The organism is Rhodococcus sp. 06-470-2 (assembly GCF_002258235.1).
Taxonomy (GTDB): domain Bacteria; phylum Actinomycetota; class Actinomycetes; order Mycobacteriales; family Mycobacteriaceae; genus Rhodococcoides.
The window spans coordinates 336580-352569 of sequence record NZ_NOYB01000010.1; the positions used below are offsets into that span (position 1 = coordinate 336580).

17 protein-coding genes are annotated in these 15990 nt (G+C 65.4%); all 17 read left to right on the forward strand.

All coding sequences use genetic code 11. The features are described from left to right. The first annotated feature begins 205 nt into the window (after positions 1-205). The 17 genes from CH276_RS04995 (at position 206) to CH276_RS05075 (ending at position 15971) form a co-directional block, all read left to right on the forward strand. Positions 206-1843 carry an FAD-dependent monooxygenase gene (locus CH276_RS04995; protein ID WP_094630213.1) on the forward strand — a complete coding sequence of 546 codons (1638 nt, stop codon included), beginning with the start codon at positions 206-208 and terminating at the stop codon, positions 1841-1843. Between the two features lie 52 nt (positions 1844-1895). Beyond that, on the forward strand, positions 1896-2351 hold the full coding sequence (locus CH276_RS05000) for a VOC family protein (protein WP_037193869.1): 456 nt from the start codon (positions 1896-1898) through the stop codon (positions 2349-2351). A gap of 33 nt (positions 2352-2384) precedes the next feature. Next, on the forward strand, positions 2385-3152 hold the full coding sequence (locus tag CH276_RS05005; RefSeq protein ID WP_254924155.1) for a dienelactone hydrolase family protein: 768 nt from the start codon (positions 2385-2387) through the stop codon (positions 3150-3152). 178 nt (positions 3153-3330) lie between these two features. Beyond that, positions 3331-4662: an ABC transporter substrate-binding protein gene (locus CH276_RS05010; RefSeq protein WP_094630216.1), complete on the forward strand. Its 1332-nt coding sequence runs from the start codon at positions 3331-3333 to the stop codon at positions 4660-4662. A 47-nt stretch (positions 4663-4709) separates the two neighbouring features. Then, on the forward strand, positions 4710-5954 hold the full coding sequence (locus CH276_RS05015) for an acyl-CoA dehydrogenase family protein (RefSeq protein WP_094630217.1): 1245 nt from the start codon (positions 4710-4712) through the stop codon (positions 5952-5954). Positions 5955-5992: 38 nt separating this feature from the next. Next, entirely contained in the window at positions 5993-7975 is a 1983-nt protein-coding gene (locus tag CH276_RS05020; protein ID WP_094630218.1) for a branched-chain amino acid ABC transporter permease, read from the forward strand. Further along, positions 7972-8742 carry an ABC transporter ATP-binding protein gene (locus CH276_RS05025; RefSeq protein WP_094630219.1) on the forward strand — a complete coding sequence of 257 codons (771 nt, stop codon included), beginning with the start codon at positions 7972-7974 and terminating at the stop codon, positions 8740-8742. The genes CH276_RS05020 and CH276_RS05025 overlap by 4 nt, the downstream gene beginning before the upstream one ends. Continuing rightward, a complete protein-coding gene (locus CH276_RS05030) occupies positions 8739-9500 on the forward strand; it encodes an ABC transporter ATP-binding protein (RefSeq protein ID WP_217901383.1) in 762 nt (253 codons plus the stop codon). Before CH276_RS05025 ends, CH276_RS05030 begins: the two co-directional genes overlap by 4 nt. Next, positions 9497-10138 carry an NADPH-dependent F420 reductase gene (locus CH276_RS05035; RefSeq protein WP_170944598.1) on the forward strand — a complete coding sequence of 214 codons (642 nt, stop codon included), beginning with the start codon at positions 9497-9499 and terminating at the stop codon, positions 10136-10138. Before CH276_RS05030 ends, CH276_RS05035 begins: the two co-directional genes overlap by 4 nt. A gap of 29 nt (positions 10139-10167) precedes the next feature. Beyond that, entirely contained in the window at positions 10168-10584 is a 417-nt protein-coding gene (locus CH276_RS05040) for an SRPBCC family protein (RefSeq protein WP_094630222.1), read from the forward strand. Further along, entirely contained in the window at positions 10577-11269 is a 693-nt protein-coding gene (locus tag CH276_RS05045; protein ID WP_094630223.1) for an SDR family NAD(P)-dependent oxidoreductase, read from the forward strand. The genes CH276_RS05040 and CH276_RS05045 overlap by 8 nt, the downstream gene beginning before the upstream one ends. 32 nt (positions 11270-11301) lie before the next feature. Then, positions 11302-12021, forward strand: a complete 720-nt coding sequence (locus tag CH276_RS05050) for a CoA transferase subunit A (protein ID WP_094630224.1) — start codon at positions 11302-11304, stop codon at positions 12019-12021. Then, on the forward strand, positions 12018-12656 hold the full coding sequence (locus CH276_RS05055) for a 3-oxoacid CoA-transferase subunit B (protein ID WP_094630225.1): 639 nt from the start codon (positions 12018-12020) through the stop codon (positions 12654-12656). Before CH276_RS05050 ends, CH276_RS05055 begins: the two co-directional genes overlap by 4 nt. A gap of 74 nt (positions 12657-12730) precedes the next feature. Continuing rightward, positions 12731-13558 carry an IclR family transcriptional regulator gene (locus CH276_RS05060; RefSeq protein ID WP_176459104.1) on the forward strand — a complete coding sequence of 276 codons (828 nt, stop codon included), beginning with the start codon at positions 12731-12733 and terminating at the stop codon, positions 13556-13558. A 139-nt stretch (positions 13559-13697) separates the two neighbouring features. Next, positions 13698-14234, forward strand: coding sequence for a flavin reductase family protein (locus CH276_RS05065; protein WP_217901384.1), 537 nt, complete (start codon positions 13698-13700; stop codon positions 14232-14234). Beyond that, positions 14231-15169, forward strand: a complete 939-nt coding sequence (locus CH276_RS05070) for a fumarylacetoacetate hydrolase family protein (RefSeq protein WP_094630228.1) — start codon at positions 14231-14233, stop codon at positions 15167-15169. Before CH276_RS05065 ends, CH276_RS05070 begins: the two co-directional genes overlap by 4 nt. Before the next feature lie 7 nt (positions 15170-15176). Further along, on the forward strand, positions 15177-15971 hold the full coding sequence (locus CH276_RS05075; RefSeq protein ID WP_094630229.1) for a hypothetical protein: 795 nt from the start codon (positions 15177-15179) through the stop codon (positions 15969-15971). Positions 15972-15990 lie beyond the last annotated feature (19 nt).

A 15990-nucleotide genomic window follows, 5' to 3' on the forward strand; every position in this document is an offset into this window, starting at 1 on the left:
AATGTGCGCGCGTATGACGAATGCGCGCGCGTTTGCGAGATCGGGAACCCGCCGGCGACACCCAGGCCCCGCCGGCAACGCCCAGCTCGCGGTCGCGGTACCCGTCAGTAGCGAAACGTGATGCTTGCCACTTCTCGAACCCGCTGTTATCTTGGAAACACATTCCATCAGATGGAATCGTTCATGGAATTCAGAGGAGTGGACAGTGGCATCTCGTTCCAACGAAGTACCCGTCGCGATCTCGGGTGCGGGGCCGGTGGGGATGGCGTTGGCCATCGATCTCGCCCTTCGCGGTATCCCGAGCGTGCTGTTCGAGAAGCGTTCGGAGGAGGAACGGATCGTCGCACGCGCCAACATGACCAACGTTCGCTCCATGGAGCACTTCCGACGCTGGGGCATCGCAGATGCGTTGCGCGACAACGATCCTGTGAGCCCTATGGTCTACCGTGACGTGGCCTTCGTGACCCGTCTGACCGGTCACGAGGTTTTGAGGTTTCCCCGCGCATACGAGTGGTCGGAGCGGCTACCCATCGCGTCCGAGGTCGCGGAATGGGCCCCGAACGAGGCGATCGAGAAGACGCTGCGGGACCGCGTGAAGTCCCTTCCTCTCATCGATCTGCGCTTCCAGAACGAAGTGAAGAGATTCGAGCAGAACGACCACGGGGTGACCGTCACCGTTGCCACCCCGGACGGCGAACAGACGCTGCTGGCGCAGTACATGGTGGTCTCCGAGGGCAGTCGCAGCCGACTCCGTCGTGACGGCCTCAACGTGCGAATGGAAGGTCATCCCAACCTCGCACGCAGCTTCCTGTGGCACATCAAGGCTCCGGCACTGGCCGAGCTGTGGAAGGCCACTCCGATGGCCTCGATGCTGCTGTTCTACAACGAGGACCGTGCCGGCGACAGTCTGGTGCCGCAGTCGGGCACCGATCACTGGGCCTACTTCTGCTCGCCCGTACCCGAGGACGTCGATGGTGACGACTGGGAAGCCTGCCGCGCCATGCTCTTTCGCGCGATCGGCGAGGAATTCGAGGTCGAGCCACTCGCGGGCGGTACCTTCATCACGCACTCGATCCAGGCACCTCGATTCGACTTCGGCCGCGTACTGCTGGCCGGCGACTCGGCACACATGGTCTCACCGATGGGCGGATTCGGCATGAACATCGGTATCGGTGACGCCGCCGACCTGGGTTGGAAACTCGCCGCGTTGATCGACGGTTGGGGCGGTCCCCTCATGCTCCCGAGCTACAGCATCGAACGCGGTGAAGCAGCGCGCTTCATCCTCGCCGGTTGCGAGAGCAATCAGGCCGTGGGCTCGAGGGAGTTGGTGCGCGACGGCATCGAGGACGACGGCCCCGTCGGTGAAGCGATCCGCGCCCAGGTGGCCGAGGACATCGCGATCCAAAAGGCCCGTCAGTTCAAGCGAATGGGCGGCCAACTCGGCTACCGCTACTCGTCGTCTCCCATCATCTACCGTGACGGAACCGACCAACCTGCACCGTCTTTCGAGGACTACGTACCGTCGTCCTATCCCGGAAATCGTGCACCGCATCATTGGCTCGCGGACGGCTCGTCGCTGTACGACCACCTGGGGAACGGCTTCACGCTCCTTGTCCTCGGCGACGTCGAACACGGCGCTCTCACCGATGCCGCGGCAGAACGCAAGGTGCCACTGCAGATCCTCACCGTCGAGGATCCCGACCTCACCGATCTGTGTGAATTATATTCCGCCGGAGCGACATTGATCCGCTCGGATCACCATGTCGCGTGGCGCGGCGACGCGCTTCCCGACGATCTCGACCATCTGCTCGATGTCGTCACCGGATCGGTCTCGTTCATCTGAACTGCCAGGCCCTTCAAATCCCATCCACCACATCATCGAAAGGCTCACTCTCATGCCCAAAGTCACCCGTCTAGGCCACGTCGGATTGTTCGTCTCCGACCCCGAGATCATGATGGAGTTCTACTCGACATTCCTCGGAATGACCGTCACCGACCGCGACGAACGCCGCGTCTTTCTCAGTTCGCGGCCGTCGGAGGAGCATCACGAGATTCTGCTCGCGAAGAACCTCGAACGCCACACCGATCCGCAGCAGCTCTCGTTCGTCGTCGATTCGTTGGCCGACCTGCGTGCGTTCTATGCCCAGATCGTGGAGCGCAAGTACGACATCGACCACATCAGCAATCACGGCAATGCGCTCGGTTGCTACTTCCGCGACCCCGAGGGAAACCGAGTGGAGGTGTACTGGCACACCGGAATCGAATGGCCGCAGCCGTTCAGTGAGCCCATCGATCTCTCGCTGTCGGAGGAGGAGTTGCGCAGCCGCCTCGACGAGATGGTCGCGGCGTAGGAAACCCGGCCGGGACCGCGGAGGAGAAGAGCGTTGAAAGAAGGAATGATCGCCGAGGTGGTTGCGTTCACCGGCCACAACGGTGACCGCATCGAGGGTTATTCGGCTCGGCCGACCGCTGCCGATCCGGTGGGCAGCGTCGTCGTGCTGCACCACGCACCCGGGCTCGACTTCTGGTGCAAAGAGGTGGTCCGACGGTTCGCCGAGTGCGGATACGCGGCCCTCGCGCCGAATCTCTATCACCGCCGCGGTCCCGGGCACTGGGCCGAGGTCGCCGCGGCGGCCCGGGCCGAGGGATTGGGAAAGGCCATGCCCAACGACCAGGTGATGGGCGACATCGCCGGGGCCACCGACTACCTGAAATCGCAGCCCGGATCCAACGGCAAGGCCGGGGTGATCGGATTCTGCTCCGGTGGACGGCAGGCCTTCCTCGCGGCGTGCGACGTACCGGCGTTGGACGCAGCCGTGGACTGCTGGGGCGGAAGCATCGTGCCGCAGGCTCCCGATCCGACGAAGCCGAACGCCCCCTCACGGGGAGTCATTCATCGGGCTCCCGACATGTCGGCTCCGCTGTTGGGGATCTTCGGAAACGACGACACCAATCCGGATCCGACGCAGGTCGACGACATCGAACGTGAGCTGACCAGGCTCGGCAAAGATTTCGAGTTTCATCGTTACGACGGTGCGGGACATGGGTTCTTCGCTACCGACCATCCGCATTACCAGCAGGCACAGGCGGTGGACGGCTGGAAGAAGGTCTTCGCCTTCTTCGATGTGCATCTGCAGTCCGACGCATCCTGATCGACTGTCAGGCGAGGGTCGAAACGCACAGAAAACCCGAAGGAATTGAGGGTTGTGTGATGGCCCTCACATGGCTAGTCTCGATTCCGTACCTCGGAATCGCATTCCACGAAGGCCACGCGAGTAGTCCACGAGACCGCGTGAGCACCCCGCACGCGCTCTCGAAGGAAGAACCCCAATGTCTCTCATACCCTCCCGTCCCATCAGGGCCGGGTCGAAGTCCGCGAAGGTGATGGTCATCGCGGCAACCATGTCGGCCGTACTCGCCGGCTGCGCCGCCGAAGCGGCATCACCGACCGGCACTGCCACCGGCGGTTCGACGGCGGTAGCCACGGACCAGACCAACACCTCGGCTGTCACCGACCTGGTCGACTACACCGGAGGAACCGCAGGCGCAGCCGATCAGAGCCTCGAACCCGTCACCATCGGATGGGTCAATCAGCAGGGCGGTGCGCTCGGATTCCCGGCCGCCACCGACGGTGCCGAGGCCGCCGTGAAGTACGTGAACGAGAACCTCGGCGGTATCGACGGGCATCCGCTGAAGCTCGAGACGTGCTTCGTCGTCGAGAACGAGCAGGACGGCAACAGTTGCGGCCTGCAACTGGTCAACGATCCGGACGTCCGGACCGTGCTGTTCGGCTCGACCATCACCGGCAATCAGTCGTTCCTGGCGGTCAACAAGGGACAGAAGCCGATCCTGATGGCCAACTCCATCAGCTCCACCGACGCTCAGAGCGACAACGTCTTCATCTACAACGGCAACCCGTCGTCGATCTTCCGTGGACTGACGACCTACTTGGACACTGTGGTCGGCGCGAAGTCGGTGGCGCTGATCTACCCGCAGAACGCTCAAAGTGCGGACGGTGCAAAGGTTCTGCAGACTGCACTGGACTCGGTCGGTATCGAGGTCAAGGCCGTCGGCTTCGACCCGTCGACCACCAACCTCACCGCCGCAGCTGTGGCCTCGGGGGCATCGGACGCCGATGCCATCGTCCCGCTCGTCTCGACTCCGCCGACCTGCGTGGCCGCGGCCAAGGCCCTCGACACCCTGGCCGTGACGGCCCCCATCATCGGAGCCGGCTCCTTCTGCTTCACCGACCAGGTGGCGCAGGGACTCGGCGGTGACGCACCGAAGTGGCAGCAGATCTCGACCCAGACCAACGTTGCCGACATGAGCCAGCCCGACGTCCAGTCGTACATCGACGCCTCGACGACCGCCGGACTGTCCGAGACGTCCCAGGCCACTCCCGACGCCGCCCTCGCATGGGGCCTGGTCGCCACCGCGACCCGATTCCTCAATGCCGCAGGCGGTTCCGAAGCAACCGCGCCGGCGATCGCCGAACAGGCGAGGTCTTTCACCGGCCCACTGCTGTTGGGTAGCGCCACCGTCGCCTGCGGCGCGAACACCGCCGAGCCGGGCCTGTGCGGTGCCCAGACCCGAGTCTTCGAATACACCGGCAACGGCTCGTACACCGCGCTCACCGACTGGCTCGAACCATCGGGCTCCTGACACATCGATCTCCGACAGCCCCCACACTCTCGAGAAAGAAGACCATCATGACCGCTGTAGCCAACCACACCGTCGAACATTCCAGCCCCGCGTCGAGTCCGGAAGTCCTCATCGAACGAGCACGATCGTTCCGTGATCATCTGCTCGCAGAACAGGATTCGACGGACGCTCGCGGCACCTACTCGCCCGAGACGCACGAGTTGTTCAAGGAGGCCGGCTTCTACCGCACCTTGCTCCCGCAGCGATTCGGTGGGCTCGAATACGACGTCACCTCGTTCGTCAGGATGATCATCGAAATCGCCCGCGGTTGCCCGGGTTCGGGCTGGTGCCTGTGCCTGGCCTCCGGCCACGGACTACAGATCGGTGGATTGTTCGACGAGAAGGCACAAGCCGAGGCGATCGGACCCGGCGGGGACTTCGCAGCGCCGATGCGCGGCGTGCCGATGGGCACCGCGACGCTGCAGGACGACGGTCGCTGGAGCGTCGACGGAACCTGGGACTACTGCTCGGGATCGCCCTACTCGACCCACGCGATTCTCGCGGTCCGGCTCATCGAGGGTGGCGAGAAGACCGGCCAGGGATTGGCTCTCGTTCCGCGCAACGGCTGGATCCTGCAGGACGATTGGAAAGAGCGCGCATTCGGCATGCGCGGCAGCGGCTCGAACAGCATCACCGTCACCGGCACCGCGGTGCCGGAGGAGAACGTGGTGCGCGGCAGCCTGCTGCAGTTCCGCGGTGGACTGAAGACCCCCGGCTACGAGCTGCACGGCAATCCGATGTACGCAGGCCATCCCATGGGCTACCTGCAGCTCGAGATCACCTCGGTACTCGTGGGCTGCGCCTGGGCCGCGCTCGACGAATACGAGCGCATCCTGCGGACCAAGAAGACCATGGGCCCCAACCCACTTCCGCGCTTCACGTCCCCGGATTTCCAGCGCTACTGGGGCGTCGCGGCCGGCAAGATCCGTGCGGCCGAGGACATTCTGGTGAAGATGAGCCAGCACTACTCCGAGCTGTGCGCGTCGTCGGTACAGGACGGCGGCGAGTTCGAGCCCGAGGACCTGATGAACATCAACGCCAGCACCCACCACGCCGTCAATCTCGCCTGGGAAGCCGTCGAGTTGCTGTTCCGTACCTCGGGAACCAGCGAAGGCGGCCGCAACGGCTCACGCATGCAGCGTTACTACCGCGACATGTCCACGGCGCGAACCAATGTGGGCCTGCAGTGGGAGACCTTTGCGCAGATGTTCGCCCAGGAGCACTTCGATCTCTCGCCGGCACCGCTCGCGTGATGGCCGGGCCCACGATTCGACTCGGGCGGGCGTAGCGCATGGATACCGTCTTCCTGTTCGCTCTGCTCGGGTTGGGTACCGGCGCACTGATCGCGATGATCGCGGTCGGCGTCGTACTCAGCTGGCGCGGTAGCGGAACGATCAACATCGCGGCCGGTGCCGTGGTCATGGTCGCCGGCTACCTCTTCTGGTCCCTGCGCACCGGGTTCTTCGCCCCCGCATTGACCACTCCCGCAGCAATAGTCGTCACGCTGCTGGCGATGGCTCTGCTCGCCGTCATGGTCGAGTTCGCCGCCGTCAAACCGCTCAGATCCGCCTCGCCCCTCGCCAAACTCGTCGCGTCCATCGGCGTACTGCTGCTGCTGCAAGCGGTGGTCCAGCTCGTGTTCGGCACCGCTCCGCTCAACAGCCCAGCGGTATTGACCGACTCGGTCGTCGAGGTCGGCGGCGTGACAGTGCCGGTGGCACAACTGATTCTGGCCGCAGTGGTCGTCCTGATCTCGACGGCACTGGCGGCGCTCTACCGCTTCACCCGCTTCGGAATCGCGACCCGCGCGGCGTCGGAGAGCGAGCGTTCGGCCGTACTGGCCGGGTTGTCGCCGTCGTCGATCTCGCTGGCCAACTCCGTACTCGCCTATGTCACGGCCGGCTTCGTCGGCATCCTTGCCGCCTCCATCGTCGGAGTCAGCGCCTCGACGCTGCCGCTGCTGGTGATCCCGGCCTTGGCCGCTGCGTTGTTCGCGGGTTTCAGCTCGATCGGAATTGCCTGCGCAGCAGGTCTTCTCATCGGGATGGCGGAGTCGCTGCTGTCCTACGCCTCGACCATGGACTGGTTCCCGACGCAGGACGGAATCACCCCGCCCGGGTTGCAGCAGCTCGCAGAGTTCCTGCTGATCGTCATCGCACTGTGGTGGAAGGGTTCGACACTGCCGCAGCGCGGCGAATTCGTCGGACGCTCGCTGCCGGCGGTGCCCCGCCAGGAGCACCTGCTGCGCCGCGTCGGCCCGGTCTTCGTCGTCGGAGCGATCGCTCTGCTCGTCCTCCCCTCGGACCTACGTCAGGCCATCACCACCGGCTTGGTCGCCACCGTCCTGTGCCTGTCGTTCATCGTCATCATGGGATACGTCGGGCAGTTGTCGGTGGTGCAGCTCGCGCTCGCCGGATTCGCCGCGTTCGCAGTCTCGCGGCTCGGCACCGAATTCGGTCTCGGCTTCCCGGCCGCCCCGATCATCGCCGTTCTCGCGGCGACCGCACTCGGCGTGGGAATCGGAGCCGCGGCCCTGAGGGTGCGCGGAGTGACCCTGGTGGTGGTGACCCTCGCCGCGGCCGTGGCCATCGAACAATTCGTGTTCGCCAACTCCGAGTGGGGCGGGGGTCAGACCGGGGCACCCGTGGCCTCACCCACGCTGTTCGGATTCAACTTCGGACCCGACTCCGGACTGCGCGGACTGGACGGCGCACTACCGAGCCCGATGTTCGGACTCGTCGCACTGGTGGTCGCCACCCTCGCGTACATGGGTGTGGTCTACCTCCGCAACAGCGACCTCGGTCGTCAGATGTTGGCCATCCGCTCCAACGAACGTGCCGCAGCCGCAGCCGGAGTCAACGTGCGGACGGTCAAGATCGTCGCCTTCGGCATCACCTCGGCTCTGGCCGGAGTGGCCGGCGTGATGTACGCCTACCAGTTCGGCACCGTCTCGGCGAACAGCTACGGGATCTCGGTTGCGCTGACTCTGGTGGCGAGCGTCTACGTACTCGGCGTGACGCTGCCGCAGGGAGCCGTGCTGGCCGGCTTCGGAGCGATCGGCTCGGTGATACCGCTGATCCTGCAGAAATACGTGCTCCCCGCAGACCACATCTCCCTGTACGTGCAGCTGCTCATCGGCGGCGGTCTGCTGCTCCAACTGCGGTTCTTCCCGGACGGCCTGCTCGTGTCGAGGTCGATCAAGAAGGAACGCAAAACGACCGGTATCGACACCCTCGTGCCGGAACTGCCACGGATGAAGAGCGTGCGAACATGACGACCAACGTTCTCGAAGCCCGCAACATCGAAGTACGGTTCGGCGGCGTGCACGCGCTGCGCGGCGTCGACCTGCAGGTACGCCCGGGCCAGATCGTCGGCCTGATCGGACCCAACGGAGCCGGCAAGACCACCTTCGTCGACGCCATCACCGGTTTCGTCCCGGCCGGTGGGTCCATCGAGATCGGTGGCCGCGACGTCAGCGGCCTGCGTCCCCACGCACGAGTGCGGGAGGGTCTGTGCCGCACCTGGCAGGCTGTCGAACTGTTCGACGACCTGACGGTGGCGGAGAACCTCGCCGTGGCCTCACGCCAGCCCACCGTGAGATCGACGATCGCCGGCATGTTCGGCCTCGGCGTCGACGATATCGCCGGTGCGACAAAGACTCTCGACGACGTCGGAATCGGCCACCTGGCCAGGGCGCTGCCCACCGAGCTCTCCGAGGGGCAACGCAAACTCGTCGGAATCGCCAGGGCGCTGGCGTCCGAGCCGGCCATTCTGTGCCTCGACGAGCCGGCCGCCGGCCTGGACACGACCGAAAGCTCCTTTCTCGGAAAGCAATTGCGCAACCTGGGTGATCACGGAACGCCGATGTTGCTGATCGACCACGACATCTCGTTCGTGTTCGGCACCTGCGACTACGTCGTCGTACTCGAGTTCGGACAGGTGATCGCCCAGGGACTGCCGCACGTCGTGCGATCCGATCCCCGCGTGATCTCGGCGTACCTCGGTCACGACGTCGCCCCAGCAGGAAAGGACCGATCATGAACGCGGTTCTGAGCGTCGATCATCTCTCTGCCGGCTACCAGCGATCGGTGGTGGTGCGAGACATCGGCATCGAGGTCGGGACAGGCGAGGTGGTGGCTCTGCTCGGACCCAACGGCGCAGGCAAGACCACCACCCTCAAGGCGGTCTCGGGGCTGGTGCGGTCGTTCGAGGGCGGGGTGAGTCTGCAGGGGGAGAGCCTCGAAGCGCTGTCACCGACCAATCGGGCTCGCCGCGGCATCGCGCATGTGCCCGAAGATCGAGGACTGTTCTTCGGTCTGACCGTCGCCGAACACTTCAAGTTGCGCAGGCGCGGTGAGACTCTCGATGCCGACCTCGCTTTCGACTACTTCCCGGCGCTGACGAAACTGAGCAACCGTCTTGCGGGAGTTCTCTCGGGAGGCGAGCAGCAGATGTTGGCCGTGGGCCGGGCGCTCGCCCGCAAACCGGCGCTGCTGCTGCTCGACGAACTCAGCCTCGGGCTCGCCCCGGTCATCGTGCAGGCACTGCTGCCGGTCATTCGCCGGTTCGCCGACGACACCGGCTGCGGCGTCCTGCTCGTCGAGCAGCACGTGGAGCTCGCACTCGGAATCTCGGACCGGGCCTACCTGATGGCTCACGGCGACATCTCGGCCGGACACGACGCCCGAGTACTGCTGCAGGACAAGGGGCTGGTCCGAGCCAGCTACCTGGGCGGAGACCAATGGGACGCAAGCGAAGCGGACCTGGCGACAACAACCACCACAGAAGGAGAGAAATGAAAATAGGAATCATCGGAGCCGGACGGATGGGTCAGGCATTGGCCGGACTGTTCACCCGGGCCGGACACGACGTCATCCTCAGCAACTCGCGCGGCCCGGAATCGTTGGCGGACATCGTCGACGAGTTCAACGGACACTGCTCCGCGGGAACGGTGCAGGAGGCAGTCGACAGCACCGACCTCGTCTTCCTCGCCACCCCGTGGGGCAAGACCGCCGCGGCCGTCTCGGTCGTCGAGAACTGGGACGGCAAGATCGTCGTCGACACGACGAACAACCGAACCGCGCCCGGCCCGCAGGGAGTCATCGACATCGGCGGCCGAATCTCGAGCGAGGTGGTCGCCGAGTACGTACCGGGCGCGCGAGTGGTCAAGGCGCTCAACGTCACTCCCATCCACATCATGGCGACCACACTGTCGGCCGGAGCCCATCCTCAGCACGCGGTCTACATGGCAGGCGACGACGACGACGCGAAGAAGCTGGTGACGGATCTTCTCGCGACCATCGGCGGAGTCGCCATCGACACGGGCGATCTACACACCGGCGGAGCGCTCCAAGGGATGGGCGGTGCGCTGCCGGGCGACATGGACATGCTCAGCGTCCCCGCCGCCGAGGCCAAACTCGCTGCAGCCAAGAGCTAGACCTACCAACATAATTCGAGGAGAACACCATGACCATCGTTCAGTTGAGCAAGACGACCACCCTCACCGCCAAGGCCGACGAGGTCTGGTCCTTCGTCAGCGACTTCGGTGGCTACGCCTCCTGGCAGCCGCACATCGACGCCGTGGAGATGCAGGCCGACGGTAGCCGCAAGGTCGACTTCTCCCGCGGCGACTCGGTATTCGACCGCATCGCGGCCCAGGACGACGCCGCCCGATCGCTCACCTACGAGTTGGTGCCGGGCCAGCCGGGACCGATGCAGCACCTCGCGGCCACCTTCACCGTGCGTGAAGCAGGCGACGGTTCCGAGGTGGAATACGCCATCGAGGCCGACGTGCCCGAGGAGATGCAGGACGGTGCCCGCGTCGGAATCGGAGCGGACATCGACGGCGCTCTCGACGGCCTGAACAGCAAATTCGGTGGCTGACGACGCCCCCGTCGCACTGGTGACCGGGGGAGCGGGATTCATCGGATCGGCTGTCGTCGACCAGCTCCGCGCCTCCGGCCACCACGTGGTGGCACTCGACCTACACGGTGATCCGGCGGTCGACCTGTCCGACGAACACGCCGTGCGCGCAGCCGCACGGGCAGTGCTCGCCGAACACGGCCGCGTCGACGTCCTCGTCCACGCCGGGGTCTCGTTCCAGCGTGCGACTCTTGCCGATCTGGATGCCGAGGTGCTGCGCAACGTCATGGCCGTCAACGTCGAAGCGCCGCTGTGGCTGGTCCAGGAGCTCGAACCGGGGATGACCGAGCGGGGTTTCGGACGCGTGGTGTTCCTCGTGTCCGACACCTTCTTCGATCCACCGCCGGTGTCGGACATGCTGCCGTACATCGCCAGCAAGGGCGCGCTCATCGGTGCGTCACGCTCGCTGGCGCGCTCCCTCGGCGCGTCGGGCATCACGGTGAACTGCGTGGCACCGGGTCTGACGCCACCGCCGGTCGGCGGCATGGAACAGCACGTCAAGGACGACGTGCTGCGCAGGCAGGCACTCTCGCGTCCACTGGTCCCCGACGACGTGGCCAACGTCGTCGCGTTCCTGGTGCAGCCGGAGAGTCAGGCCATCACCGGTCAGACGCTGTGCCCCGACGGTGGGCTGGTGCTGCTGTGACCTCGAATTCGGCCGTGCGGGCCGGTAAACGGATGTCGGCCGAAGAGGCCGTCGCCGACATTCCTCACGGCGCGAGCATCGGCGTCGGGGGATTCGGCACCGCCGGAGTGCCGTGGGCGCTGGTGCGAGCACTGCGTGCCCAGGGTGCCTCCGGCCTGACCGTCGTGGCGAACAACTGTGGGGTCAACGGTGCCGGTCTGGCTCTGCTGCTGCACGATCGCCGCATCGACCGGGTGATCGCGTCGTACATCGGATCGAACGAAGAGTTCGCGCGGCAGTACATGAGCGGCGAGCTCGAGGTCGAGCTGACACCGCAGGGGACGTTGGCCGAGCGGCTGCGGGCCGGCGGGGCCGGCATCGCTGCCTTCTTCACCCCCACCGGCGTCGGCACCCTCGTCTCCGACGGCGGCATGGCGCATCGCTACAACTCGGCCGGGGACGTGGTGAAAGCGTCCGTTCCCAAAGAGATTCGCCGATTCGGACTCGGTGGCCGCGAGCGTGAGTACGTGCTCGAAGAGGGCATCGTGACGGACTACGCATTGGTTCGTGCCTCGGTGGCCGACACTGCGGGCAATGCGATATTCAGGGCCTCGGCGCAGAACTTCAACCCGGATGTGGCGATGGCCGGCCGCATCACCGTCGTCGAGGCCGAGCGCATCGTCGAACCCGGCGAGCTCGATCCCGACTCCGTTCAGCTCTCCGGCGTGTTCGTCCAGCGTGTGGTCGAAGTGCCGGAGGAGGTGGTCGCATGACCGGCCTCGGCTGGGACCGGGACGAGATGGCGCGGCGGGCCGCGCAGGAACTACGTCCCGGCCAGAGCGTCAACCTCGGAATCGGTCTCCCCACCCGCCTGGCCAACCATCTGCCGTCCTCGCTCGGAGTGACCGTGCACAGCGAGAACGGAGTTTTGGCCGTGGGCCCCACACCGCTGCCGGATTGTCTGGACACCGACCTGATCAATGCCGGAACCGAACCGATCACGGTGCTCCCCGGTGCATCGTTCGTATCCTCGTCGACGTCGTTCGCCATGATCCGCGGCGGACACATCGACGTGACGGTTCTCGGTGCGATGGAGGTCTCGGCGACCGGCGACCTGGCCAACTGGATGGTGCCCGGTCACATGGTGCGGGGGATGGGCGGGGCCATGGACCTCGTTGCGGGTGCCGGCCGCGTCATCGTCGTCATGGAACACGCGGGCAAGGACGGCACTCCCAAACTGGTGCAGCAGTGCACCTTGCCGCTGACCGGACGCGCGGTGGTGGACCGCGTCGTCACCAATCTCGGCGTTCTGGATGTCACGCCACGAGGCTTCGCGTTGCGTGAAGTGGCTCCGGGGGTGACGATCCACGATGTGCGCCGACTGACGGGGGCGTCCGTGATGACGTGATGAGCCCGGCCACAGGGGCGTTGACCGGTGTGGTGACCGGGACGACTAGTAAGCTCACGTCCCATGGAGGCTTTGTGAACGAGCGCGAGAACCGAGACGCCGGCCACGTGCGTGCGGTGTCCCGGGCCACCCGCATCGTCACCGCCCTGGCCGAGCACCCCTACCCGCTGGGCATCGTCGAACTCGCCCAGTTCGTCCACCTGTCGCCGGCCAGCGTGCATCGCATCCTCGGCACCCTCGTCAGTGTCGGTTGGGTGGAACAGAATTCGCGCACCGCGAAGTACCGCCTCGGGATGCACGCCATCGGAATCGGCAGCGTCGGAATGGTCACCAATCCGGTACTGCACGACGCGCGGATGTACCTCTCGCGTCTGGCGGAATGGTCGGGCCACGATGCGGTGCTCAGCACTCTCGTGGGAGTCAAGGCCGTCCAGCTCTCGCGCGTAGCGGGAGCGCATACCGAGTTCATCGAATTCGAGCCCGGGCACCCGCAGCCCGCGTACGCCATGGCCGACGGCAAGCTTCTGCTGTCGTACATGCCGTACGAGCAGCGTCGCAACCTCTACGACAACGAGGGTCTGCGGCGATTCACACCGAACACGATCACCGATCCGGATGCCATGGAAGAGGAGTTCTCGCGCATCCAGGAACAGGGATACGCCGTCGACAACTTCGAACGGTTCGATACCGGTCGCGGGATCGCGGCCCCGGTCCTCGACGCCGATCGACGGCCCATCGCAGCGATGCTGTGCCTGGGCAAGATCGAGCCCGATCGTGATGCGGAAATCATTCAGCAGTTGCTCTCGTTGGCGCGAGAGATGTCGGAGCGGCTGCGTGCCGCGGGAGATCTGCCTGCGTCCGCTCTCGATATCGCAATGCCCGAGACCGACTCGGGTCACTGATTTCCCCGAAACCTTTCTGACGCAATGGCGTCCGCTGCACTCCGTCCTTCCCGAGGGTTGACGGCAGTGTTCGACGTCACGTAAAGTCGGTTGAAATAAGATTCCATTAGACGGAATCGCAATCCGAATGGACTGTCTCATGGCGACGTCGACCACCGAAACACCCGCCGCAGCGGATGCGGGACTGCTCTTCCGAAAAGTATTGGGCCACCTGCCCACCGGCGTTGTCGTCATAGCGTCGGAGGGGGCGTCCGGCCGGACCGGGATCGCGGTGAACTCGTTCACGGCCGTCTCCCTGGACCCCGCGCTGGTGTCGATTTGCGTAGCCCGCACCTCGACCACCTGGCCGGCCATCAGAGCGGCAGGCAGGTTCTGCATCAGCATTCTCGCCGACCATCACGAGCAGGCGTCACGCCAGTTCTCGGCGCGCAACACCGATCGTTTCGCGGGCACGAGCTGGCACGAGCAATCGGCGGGCCCGGCCCTGGACGACGCTGTGGCCTGGCTCAACTGCGAGATGCATGCCGAGTACGCGGCAGGCGATCACACGATCGTCGTGGCCCGCGTACACAGTCTCAGCTCGGCCGAAGACGGCAGTGCTCTGGTCTTCTTCCGTGGCCGGTACGGACGTTTTGTCCCCAACCCCCAACCCCCAACGAAAGGTGTCACATCATGAAGCTTCTCTTTTTCGATGATTTCAAACTCGGAGTCCTCCACGGCGGCAACGTGATCGACCTCAGTGGCGAGGTCAAGGACATCCCGGCGGCGCACCCGCAGGACGTCATCCGCGGCGTCATCGAGGGCTGGGCCACCTACCGCGAACGACTCGAAGCCGCAGTGGCCGCGGGTGACGGAATTCCGTTGAGCGCAGTACGTATTCGCCCGCCGATCCCTCGGCCGTCGAACATCGACTGCATGGCGCGTAACTACATGGAGAACGGAACCCTGCCCGAGCGGCCGCCGATCAACGGATTCGCCAAGTCTCCGAATTCGATCATCGGGCACGGAGACACCATGGTGTTGCCCGACGTCGCAGCAACGATTTTCGAGGGTGAGGCGGAGTTGGCCATCGTCATCGGCAAGCGCGCGCACAACGTCTCGGCGGCCGATGCATACGACCACATCTTCGGCTACACCAACCTGATCGACGGGTCTGCACGCGGAATTCCGCCGCGGGAGAACGCTTTCTACCAGATGAAGTCGCGGGAGACCTTCTGCCCGATAGGCCCGTACCTGGTGACCGCCGACGAGGTGCCGAACCCACAGAACTTGCCGGTCACGCTGTGGAACAACGAAGAGATCAAGCAGGAATTCGACACCGACGACATGGCGTACAGCATCGCCGAGTCCGTCGAATTCGTCTCGCACATGCACGCCCTCGAACCCGGCGACATCATCGCCACCGGAACCAATCACCGTGGCCTGCATGCCTTTCAGGACGGCGACCGCATCGACTTGCAAGTGGGCGACCTCGGCCGGCTCAGCGTCACCATCAGCGACGAGCTGCACCGCACCTGGGGACGTCAGACGCGCCACGAATGGACCGAAGCGGGAAACAAGGGTCGGACTCCGCCTCAGCTGAGTGGACGCTACGCCCCCACCGCCGAATGACCGCCCGATGAAAGTGCTTCGCGTGCACGAGACTCTCGGCGATTCCGACACGTACGGAGGAATCGACGCGGGCGATGCCTTCCTGCCGCACCGCGACTCACGCGTCAAGGGTCCCGCAAACGTCGTTCCGGCAACTGCCTTCTGGCTCACCCGAGCCCGGATGGCCGACGTCCCCGCCCCCACCTCGCTCGGGTCGCACGCCGTTGTGGTGCTCTCGGGCGAGGTGCGGGTGGACGTACGCGACCGCAGCCCGGCTGTGCTGACCGCCGGAGACCTGGTGTTCGCGAACGTCGCCAGTCCCGAGACCCTGACGATGACCTGGGACGGCTTCGCGTGGTTGCTCTACCTCGCGCTGGACGACTGGCTGCCGGAAGCAGGCGACAACGAAGCCCGACCCGACCCGGCGATCCGACAGGGCCGGCCGTCGCTGACGTGGATCTACGACGACGGCGGTACCTCACGGACCGAGCCGCTGCGTTGGCCGAGCGATCTGGCTCCGGTACCGCCGGTCGAGCAGTGGCCCCGCTCGCTCGGAGCATTCGTCACCCGCCGCGATTACGGCGAGGACGGGTACGTTCCCGGAGTCTGGCACAACGGCCCGCGACCGCAGTTGGGCGTCACGCTCAACGGCAGGGCCGAGAACGAGACCGGGGACGGAACGGTGACCTCGCCGGTGGCAGGCGACATCGCCTACATCGACGACGTGACCGGAGCAGGCCACGTCACGCGCGGTCTCGGTGATCGGTGGATGCTGTTCGTTACAATCGATCCGGAACACCTGCGTTTCGTACCGGAGAAGTAAGTCCCTCGCCGAGGAGGAG

What these genes read in the sequence shown, in the direction of transcription:
- CH276_RS05065 (WP_217901384.1), top strand. Translation starts at nt 13,698, where the DNA reads ATGGCGACGTCGACCACCGAAACACCCGCCGCAGCGGATGCGGGACTG.
- CH276_RS05020 (WP_094630218.1), top strand. Translation starts at nt 5,993, where the DNA reads ATGGATACCGTCTTCCTGTTCGCTCTGCTCGGGTTGGGTACCGGCGCA.
- CH276_RS05050 (WP_094630224.1), top strand. Translation starts at nt 11,302, where the DNA reads ATGTCGGCCGAAGAGGCCGTCGCCGACATTCCTCACGGCGCGAGCATC.
- CH276_RS05040 (WP_094630222.1), top strand. Translation starts at nt 10,168, where the DNA reads ATGACCATCGTTCAGTTGAGCAAGACGACCACCCTCACCGCCAAGGCC.
- CH276_RS05015 (WP_094630217.1), top strand. Translation starts at nt 4,710, where the DNA reads ATGACCGCTGTAGCCAACCACACCGTCGAACATTCCAGCCCCGCGTCG.
- CH276_RS05055 (WP_094630225.1), top strand. Translation starts at nt 12,018, where the DNA reads ATGACCGGCCTCGGCTGGGACCGGGACGAGATGGCGCGGCGGGCCGCG.
- CH276_RS05035 (WP_170944598.1), top strand. Translation starts at nt 9,497, where the DNA reads ATGAAAATAGGAATCATCGGAGCCGGACGGATGGGTCAGGCATTGGCC.
- CH276_RS05030 (WP_217901383.1), top strand. Translation starts at nt 8,739, where the DNA reads ATGAACGCGGTTCTGAGCGTCGATCATCTCTCTGCCGGCTACCAGCGA.
- CH276_RS05010 (WP_094630216.1), top strand. Translation starts at nt 3,331, where the DNA reads ATGTCTCTCATACCCTCCCGTCCCATCAGGGCCGGGTCGAAGTCCGCG.
- CH276_RS05075 (WP_094630229.1), top strand. Translation starts at nt 15,177, where the DNA reads ATGAAAGTGCTTCGCGTGCACGAGACTCTCGGCGATTCCGACACGTAC.
- CH276_RS05000 (WP_037193869.1), top strand. Translation starts at nt 1,896, where the DNA reads ATGCCCAAAGTCACCCGTCTAGGCCACGTCGGATTGTTCGTCTCCGAC.
- CH276_RS05070 (WP_094630228.1), top strand. Translation starts at nt 14,231, where the DNA reads ATGAAGCTTCTCTTTTTCGATGATTTCAAACTCGGAGTCCTCCACGGC.
- CH276_RS05025 (WP_094630219.1), top strand. Translation starts at nt 7,972, where the DNA reads ATGACGACCAACGTTCTCGAAGCCCGCAACATCGAAGTACGGTTCGGC.